We start from the raw sequence: 1758 nt of genomic DNA, 5'->3' as shown, positions 1-1758 counted from the left end.
ACATCAGATCACGGAGGTCCGCATGCCCAGTGAAAGAAGCTCATCGCCGCATCCTCTTGCCAAAAACTTGGCCCCTGAGATGCTTGTGCCCGTCCGCTTCGAGCGCGTGAGCACGGAATCGGTTCTGTGCCCGCCGGGCGAAATCCGGCAGATCGCCGAGATCATCGCCGATGTCCTCGGCGCCGGCCGCCAGCAGCGGCGAAAGGCCTATTCGCTTGCCCTCGGCAACGATCAGCTTGGCCAGCACGTCGGCCTCGTCACGCCCGTCATGGGCGGCGATCAGGCGCAGGATGAAGCGCGAGGCATTGGAAAGGACGACCGCGCCGGCCCCGCTGAGGTCGGCCGGCGCGGTCTGGCCCGTGGCAGGTGTAGCGACACCAGTCATGGGATGAGCGACCGCGCCGGCGATGACAGTAGCCCCCGTCGCCGCCGGCGCAGCCTGTTCCGGCGCGGTGGCAACCTGGCGGCCGGACCTGTCCTCCGAAGCCTCGGCGAAGGAGGATTCGGTGAAATGCAGGAAAGCCGCGCCGCCGGGGGAGGGTGGCTCCGGCGGCGCGGCATCGACCGCGCCCTTGGGGTAGGAGGGCGCGGTTTTCGCAAGCTGTTCCAGCTGCTGCGCATCAGACGCAGCCGGCGCGAAAGAGACGGAGGAGCGCGGCACGAGCCGCTCGGAGAAATCGGCGGAGGCGAAGAGCTGCGTCATTCGGCGGCCTCCTCGATCGGGTATAGGTCGGGCCGCAACAGATGGCGCGACACGCCGGTGGCGCGCTCTATCGGGATCGCCATCTCGGCCGGGATCATGCCGCGCTGCTTCCAAGTCGAGACATGCGCCGGTGTCTTGCCGATCAACGACGCAAGCGGCGCCACGCCGCCGGCGGCATCGATGGCCGCCTGCAACGCCGCGCGTCTCTCCTGCTTGATGTCGTCTTGAACCGTCATGGCGCGCAGTGATACAAATGTACGAGGGAATGTCAATACCAATGTATTCGGCATTTCACATACAAACGTAGCGATGAGCAGTTTCGGTGATCGAGTGAGGCAGGAGCGGGAGGCGCGCGGCTGGAGCCGGCATGAGCTTGCCCAACGTGTCAGCAAAGCCGCCGGCGTGGCTTGTCCCGATGTCACCATCGCCAAGATCGAGGACCGGTCATCCAAGAAGTCGAACTGGTCGAGCGCGATTGCAAGAGCGTTCGGCATAGACCATGACTGGCTATTGTCGGGCACCGGCCAAAAAATTCCGCTTGCATCGATCGACAAGCGGCTGCGCCGGCTCAAGGACGCCGACGCCGTCGAGCGCCTGCACCGTCAGATCAATCTGTTGATCGACGACGAAGAGAAGACTTCGTCGCGGCATTGACGATCTCTTAACCAGTCGCCGAGCGAAGTTATCCACAACCCCCATAACGTGATTTGCGTTTTGTTCACGTCATGCTTTCTTCTGAAAGCTTACGTGAGTATCCCGGGGGAGCGGATATGGGTGAGGATCATCGCGGTAATGCCGTCGCGGTTTCGCAGACGAAGTTGCTTGCCGAGGCAGGCATCAAGGAAGATGAAAGGCTGCTCGCACTTGCGGCAGCAGTCCATCCGGACGGCAGCGAGGCCGTTCTGACCCTGCATACCAGCACCGGCAGTTTCCCGCTTTTGATCGACCACGAAAACCTTGCAGCGATACACGCCGAAATCCAGGCTGCGGCGGCCTTGATGCTATACCGGCAGACGCTACGCCCCGACGATGGCGCGGACGCTCTCGCCGACAGT

General features: G+C 63.4%; 4 protein-coding genes. 2 read left to right on the top strand and 2 right to left on the bottom strand.

Translation table 11 applies throughout. The annotated features are described in order from the left end of the window. Positions 1-40 precede the first annotated feature (40 nt). Together EOA28_RS34805 and EOA28_RS34800 are read right to left on the bottom strand one after the other, a co-directional pair. Positions 41-703, bottom strand: a complete 663-nt coding sequence (locus EOA28_RS34805; protein WP_128315802.1) for a hypothetical protein — start codon at positions 701-703, stop codon at positions 41-43. Beyond that, positions 700-939 carry a YdaS family helix-turn-helix protein gene (locus EOA28_RS34800; RefSeq protein WP_128315801.1) on the bottom strand — a complete coding sequence of 80 codons (240 nt, stop codon included), beginning with the start codon at positions 937-939 and terminating at the stop codon, positions 700-702. Before EOA28_RS34800 ends, EOA28_RS34805 begins: the two co-directional genes overlap by 4 nt. On the opposite strand from EOA28_RS34800, the gene EOA28_RS34795 reads away from it, so the two are divergent. After that, positions 938-1357, top strand: a complete 420-nt coding sequence (locus EOA28_RS34795; protein ID WP_128315800.1) for a helix-turn-helix transcriptional regulator — start codon at positions 938-940, stop codon at positions 1355-1357. The two genes, EOA28_RS34800 and EOA28_RS34795, sit on opposite strands and share 2 nt — an antisense overlap. 116 nt (positions 1358-1473) lie before the next feature. Next, positions 1474-1758: hypothetical protein (locus EOA28_RS34790; protein WP_148671066.1), on the top strand; the 285-nt coding region annotated here is incomplete at its 3' end.

This window comes from Mesorhizobium sp. M2A.F.Ca.ET.067.02.1.1 (assembly GCF_004023285.1).
Classification (GTDB): domain Bacteria; phylum Pseudomonadota; class Alphaproteobacteria; order Rhizobiales; family Rhizobiaceae; genus Mesorhizobium.
Note: the sequence above shows the minus strand (reverse complement) of the source record. Positions and strands in the feature narration are given on the sequence as shown.

What these genes read in the sequence shown, in the direction of transcription:
- EOA28_RS34805 (WP_128315802.1), bottom strand. Translation starts at nt 703, where the DNA reads ATGACGCAGCTCTTCGCCTCCGCCGATTTCTCCGAGCGGCTCGTGCCG.
- EOA28_RS34795 (WP_128315800.1), top strand. Translation starts at nt 938, where the DNA reads ATGGCGCGCAGTGATACAAATGTACGAGGGAATGTCAATACCAATGTA.
- EOA28_RS34800 (WP_128315801.1), bottom strand. Translation starts at nt 939, where the DNA reads ATGACGGTTCAAGACGACATCAAGCAGGAGAGACGCGCGGCGTTGCAG.